This window comes from Pseudomonas sp. HMWF006 (assembly GCF_003061205.1).
In the GTDB taxonomy this organism is placed as follows: Bacteria; Pseudomonadota; Gammaproteobacteria; order Pseudomonadales; family Pseudomonadaceae; genus Aquipseudomonas; species Aquipseudomonas monsensis.
The window spans coordinates 1-5,439 of the sequence record NZ_QAIU01000157.1; the positions used below are offsets into that span (position 1 = coordinate 1).

Genomic DNA, 5,439 nt, shown 5'->3' on the forward strand with positions numbered 1-5,439 from the left:
CTCTACAGGCGTGCTCGCCTACCCCAGTTGTGAGTCCTGCGCGAAGCAAAAAGTTTTATGAGATTTTTGCCGCCTGCTCTACAGACGCTGCCGACGGTTGCGATCTGCGTGTCAGCCCGGACAACAGCGCTTCCTCATGCAGCCAGGTAAAAAACGCCCGCACCGGTGGATGCCGTTCGCGCCCCGGCACGCACAACGCGCTGTACCCGGCGCCATCGACCTGAATCTCGCCTTTGTACGGCACCAGCAGCCCGCTGCCGACACTCTCCGACACCAGAATATTGCTTGCCAGGACCAACCCTTGCCCGGCAATCGCCGCTTGCAGGGCGTAGTGCTCTTCGTCGTATTCACGACTCACCGGATGCTGCTGCAGCCAGTGCTCGCCGGACTGCGCGCACCAGGCTTCCCAGCCATGGGCATACAGCTTCGAGTTGTGCCAACGCACGCTGATCAGCGTCGGCGTGCGCCGCGCGGCCAGCGCCACTTGCTCGGGCGAGCCGTAAACGCCGAACGACTCGTCGAACAGGCACTGCCCATACAGGTTCGGATAGTCATCGAGGCTGTAGCGCAACACCAGATCGACGCTGGCGTCCTGATGCAGATCGATCACCTCGCAATGGGTATCGAGGCGCAGGTTGATGTTCGGATGCTGCGCATAAAACCGCCCCAGGCGCGGCACCAGCCACAGCGCGGCGAACGCGGCCGTGGTCGACAGCGTCAGGCTGCTGCCGCTGCGTTGCGGGCGCAGGGTGTCGACACTTTGCGCCACTTCCAGCAAGGCACCGTGCAGGCTGCGAAACAGGCGCTCGCCGCCTTCGGTCAGGCGCACCTGACGCGGCAGACGTTCGAACAGGGCGACGCCGAGCCAGTCTTCCAGCGAGCGGATCTGATGAGAGATCGCTGTGGGGGTGACCGACAGCTCTTCGGCAGCAGCCTTGAAACTCAACAGGCGCGAAGCGGATTCGAAAGCGCGCAGGGCGGTCAGCGGCAGCGAGGCGAACATTGAAAACTCCACGGATGAAATGAATTCATCCCGACTGATTTTTGCTCATTTGAAGGACAGCAGCGGCGCGCCTCAAGCTGCACGCCACAAGCCGTTTGATTCTAGTCCGGAGGAAAGACAGATGAGCAAGATTCTTGTGATCCATGCCAGTCCGCGCGGTGACCGTTCGCATTCGCGGCGTCTGGCTGAAGGTTTTCTCAGCGCCTGGCAGGCGCATCATCCACAGGCTCGCGTCACTCGCCGCGAAGTCGGTCGGGCCTTGATTCCAGCGGTCAACGAGGCGTTCGTAGCGGCGGCGTTCTACCCGGAGCCGCAAGCACGGCCGTTGTCGATGCAGGCCGATCTGGCGCTCAGCGATCAACTGGTCGGCGAGCTGTTCGAGCATGATCTGCTGCTGATCTCCACGCCGATGTACAACTTCAGCGTGCCCAGCGGCCTCAAGGCCTGGGTCGATCAGATCGTGCGGCTGGGGCTGACGTTCGATCACACGCTGGATAACGGCGTTGCCAACTACACGCCACTGTTGCAAGGCAAGAAGGCACTGATCGTCACCAGTCGCGGCGGCTTCGGTTTTGGCCCGGGCGGTGAGCTGGAGGCGTTGAACCATGCCGATCCATGGCTGCGCACGGCGCTGGGTTTTATCGGTATCAACGACGTCACCGTAGTCGCGGCCGAGGGTGAAGAATCCGCTGAACGCACCTTCGCAGCGTCGGTGGCGGAGGCCGAGCAGCGCTTGTTCGACCTCGCCGGGGCGTTCTAGATGGCCTGGCTGTTCCTGCTGATCGCCGCCGGGTTCGAAGTCACCTTCGCCATGGGCATGAAGTACGCCGAAGGCTTCACCCGGTTGTGGCCGTCGTTGATCACCGTGATTGCGGCAATCGGCGGGATCTACTTTCTCACGCTGGCCATGCGTGAATTGCCGGTGAGCATTGCCTATCCGGTCTGGACGGCGATTGGCTCGCTGGGCACGGTGTTCCTTGGGTTCGCGTTGCTCGGCGAAAGCCTGACGCTGGTCAAACTGCTCTCGGTAGGTCTGATTGTGGCGGGGGTGGCGGGGCTGAAGTAGGCTGGTCGTTGAGTTGTCATCATCAGGGAGGATGCTTGGCGGGCGTTTTGCACGCCTTGCATCCACTCATCGACCACAAGGATGTTTGCCCATGTCGACGCGTTATCCACTGGTGCTGGTGCCGGGCATGCTCGGGTTTATCCGGCTGGTGCTCTATCCGTATTGGTACGGAATCATCAAAGCCTTGCGCCGTGGTGGTGCGACGGTCATTGCGGTGCAGGTGTCGCCGCTCAATTCCACCGAAGTGCGCGGCGAGCAATTGCTGGCGCGGATCGACGAGATCCTGCGCGAGACCGGCGCGGCCAGGGTCAACCTGTTCGGCCACAGCCAGGGTTCGCTGACCGCACGCTATGCAGCGGCCAAACGTCCGGATCTGGTCGCGTCGGTGACCTCGGTGGCCGGACCCAATCACGGTTCGGAACTGGCCGACTATCTGCAAAAACACTATCCGGCGGACAGCGCCAGAGGACGCGTCCTTGAGGTGTTGTTGCGCGTTGTCGGCTGGCTGATGGCGTTACTGGAAACCGGTTACCGCGGGCCGAAGCTGCCGGTGGATATCCACGCTTCGCACCAATCGCTGACCAGCGAAGGCGTGGCGCTGTTCAATCAGCGTTATCCACAAGGCCTGCCTGACACCTGGGGCGGACACGGGCCGGAAGAGGTCAACGGTGTGCGCTATTACTCGTGGTCGGGCACGCTGCAGCCGGGCAAGACCGACCGCGGCGGCAACCTGTTCGACGGCACCCATCGCAGCTGCCGCTTGTTCGCGAAAACCTTCGTGCGCGAACCGGGGCAGTGTGACGGGATGGTCGGGCGCTACAGCTCGCATCTGGGCACGGTGATTGGCGATGACTATCCGCTGGATCACTTCGACATCGTCAACCAGTCGCTGGGGCTGGTGGGCAAGGGCGCGGATCCGGTGCGGCTGTTCGTCGAGCATGCGGCGCGGCTTGAGGCTGCCGGGGTTTAGCAGGCACACCGCGTTATCGTTCATCGCTGGCAAGCCAGCTCCCACACTGATTCGTGGCGTTCACAACATGTGTGTGCGACACCGCCCCTGTGGGAGCTGGCTTGCCTGCGATGGCGTCGGGTCAGGCAACGTTGACCTTGCGGCCCAACACCGTGGTCCAGCGCTCGGAAAGAATCACCCCGCCCAACGTCAGCAGACCACCGACCAGGTGATACATCGCCAGCTGTTCCTTCAAGACCAGCGCTGCAATCAGCGCAGTGATCAGCGGCAGCAAGTTGAAGAACAACGTCGTCCTGCTCGGCCCCAGACGCTGTACGGCCTGCATCCACGCCAGCGGTGCGAGCATCGACGCCAGCAGGCACGCATACAGCACCAACGGAATGTTCTGCAGGGTCAGCCCGGTTTTCGGTGACATCGCGTACAGCGGAAACAGCACCACGATCGCCACCAGCACCTGCAAGTACAACAACACCAGTGGCGGCAGGCGCAGCTGCCATTTTTTCAGCAAGGTGCTGTAGATCGCGTAGGCGAGGGTAGCGATCAGCATCATCGCGTCACCCAGGTTCACGCCGTGTTGCAACAGAGCCCCAAGGCTGCCTGACGAGACCACCACCAATACGCCGGCAAACGACAGCACCGCGCCAAACAAGGCGCCGGCGGTCAGGCGCTGGCCGAGGCTGATGATCGCCATGGCCAGCGACATCAGCGGCATCAGCGACAGGATGATGCCCATGTTGGTCGCCGTGGTCAGGGTCGCGGCGAAGTAGGCGAGGCTTTGATACACCGCCATGCCGAGCACGCCAAGGATGAAGATCTTACCCAGGTTCGGGCGGATCTGCGGCCAGTGCGCGATGACCGCTTTGAGCATGAACGGGGTGAACAGCAGGCCGGCAAGCAGCCAGCGGTAGAAACCGATCTCGGCCGGGAAGATCGCCCCGACCGCCAGTTTGTTGATCACGGTGTTGCCGGCCCAAATGAAAATCGCCAGCAGGGGAAACGCGTATTGCATGGGTTAAAACCAGAACGTTGATGAACGGTGATTATCCCCTGTCTGGATGCAGCCCTATACTGCGAACCGGACAACCTGCCTCTGCAACCGGACAGCATGAACAGTAAACACATCGATCTGCTGGATTTCAGCGAACTGCCGTCAGCGGTGTACTTCCGCTACGCCGACTTCAACGCCCATGAATACGCCGCGCCGCACCGGCATCCTTGGGGCACGCTGGAGTACGCGGCGCACGGCGTGCTGCACATGGACGTCGATGGCAACCGCTTCATGTCGCCGCCGCAATACGCGGTGTGGGTACCGCCGCAGGTCGAGCACAGTTTCTACAGCCACCAACCAGTCAACTATCGTGCGGTGTGCCTCGACCCCAAGGTCTGCGCCGAACTGCCGGCACGGGCCTGCACGCTGGCAATCAGCGACATCCTCAAGGCGATTCTCAAGGACTTCGCCGCCCGCGATGTGAAAATCCCCGAACTCGAAGCCGACCGGCGACTGGCCCAGGTGCTGGTTGATCAACTGCAACAGGCGCCGGTGCATGAATGTTATCTGCCGTATGCGAGTAATCCCGGGTTACTGGCGATTCTCGATGCATTGCAGGCCGATCCGGGCAGTAACCAACCGCTGGCGCACTGGGCGGCGCAGGTACACGTCAGCGAGCGCACGCTGGCCCGGCAGTTTGTGCGTGAGCTGGGGATGAGTTTCGGCGAATGGCGCCAGCGTCTGCGCTATCTGGCAGCGATCGAGGCGCTGGAAAGTTCGAAGAGCGTGCAGGAGATCGCCTTCGATCTGGGTTACAGCGGCGGCTCGGCCTTCATCGCCATGTTTGCCCGTCAGGCCGGATGCACGCCGGAGCAGTATCGGCGCAGCCACCTGGAAGGCGGGAAGGTGTAACAAGATTTGGCTACACTTCAGCAGAGGCCGCATCCATCGGTGCGGCGACAAGGAGAAAACTCCATGAAGATGTTGCGTGTCCCTTTGTTGATGATCGGTCTGCTGCTGTGCTCCCAGGGTTTCGCCGCCACCGCGCAGCAGAACAAAATGACCACCTGCAATGCCGATGCGACCGCCAAGAGCCTCAAGGGCGATGAGCGTAAGACTTTCATGAGCACCTGCCTCAAGGCAGCGCCGGCTGCCAACGATGCCAAGGCCCTGACCCCGCAGCAGGAAAAAATGAAAACCTGCAACGCCGACGCGAAAACCAAAGCCCTGACCGGCGATGCGCGCAAGACCTTCATGAGTGACTGCCTGAAGAAAAAATAACCCGCTTCTGTGGCGTGTCAGGGTCGACGCGTCCGCTTGAGATTTGCCCTCACCCTAACCCTCTCCCGGAGGGAGAGGGGACTGATCTGGTCAAACGATCCTGGACACAGTTATAGGGTTTTATCCCTTTT

Annotated in this window: 7 protein-coding genes; 5 read left to right on the forward strand and 2 right to left on the reverse strand. The window is 61.7% G+C overall.

Going from position 1 to position 5,439, the window contains the following annotated elements:
- Positions 1-55: 55 nt before the first annotated feature.
- Positions 56-1,015: a LysR substrate-binding domain-containing protein gene (locus DBR24_RS06180; RefSeq protein ID WP_256591304.1), complete on the reverse strand. Its 960-nt coding sequence runs from the start codon at positions 1,013-1,015 to the stop codon at positions 56-58.
- Between the two features lie 109 nt (positions 1,016-1,124).
- On the opposite strand from DBR24_RS06180, the gene DBR24_RS06185 reads away from it, so the two are divergent.
- The 3 genes from DBR24_RS06185 to DBR24_RS06195 all read left to right on the forward strand — a co-directional run bounded on the left by DBR24_RS06185 (position 1,125) and on the right by DBR24_RS06195 (position 3,039).
- A complete protein-coding gene (locus DBR24_RS06185; RefSeq protein WP_128614212.1) occupies positions 1,125-1,763 on the forward strand; it encodes an FMN-dependent NADH-azoreductase in 639 nt (212 codons plus the stop codon).
- Entirely contained in the window at positions 1,764-2,069 is a 306-nt protein-coding gene (locus tag DBR24_RS06190) for a multidrug efflux SMR transporter (protein WP_123470977.1), read from the forward strand.
- 91 nt (positions 2,070-2,160) lie between these two features.
- A complete protein-coding gene (locus tag DBR24_RS06195; RefSeq protein ID WP_128614213.1) occupies positions 2,161-3,039 on the forward strand; it encodes a triacylglycerol lipase in 879 nt (292 codons plus the stop codon).
- Between the two features lie 121 nt (positions 3,040-3,160).
- Here DBR24_RS06195 and DBR24_RS06200 read toward each other — a convergent pair whose 3' ends face one another.
- Positions 3,161-4,048: a DMT family transporter gene (locus tag DBR24_RS06200; protein ID WP_128614214.1), complete on the reverse strand. Its 888-nt coding sequence runs from the start codon at positions 4,046-4,048 to the stop codon at positions 3,161-3,163.
- 96 nt (positions 4,049-4,144) lie between these two features.
- Between DBR24_RS06200 and DBR24_RS06205 the strand changes: the two genes are divergently transcribed.
- Together DBR24_RS06205 and DBR24_RS06210 are read left to right on the forward strand one after the other, a co-directional pair.
- Positions 4,145-4,939, forward strand: coding sequence for a helix-turn-helix transcriptional regulator (locus tag DBR24_RS06205; protein WP_123470983.1), 795 nt, complete (start codon positions 4,145-4,147; stop codon positions 4,937-4,939).
- A gap of 63 nt (positions 4,940-5,002) precedes the next feature.
- Entirely contained in the window at positions 5,003-5,308 is a 306-nt protein-coding gene (locus tag DBR24_RS06210; protein ID WP_007950613.1) for a PsiF family protein, read from the forward strand.
- Positions 5,309-5,439: the final 131 nt, after the last annotated feature.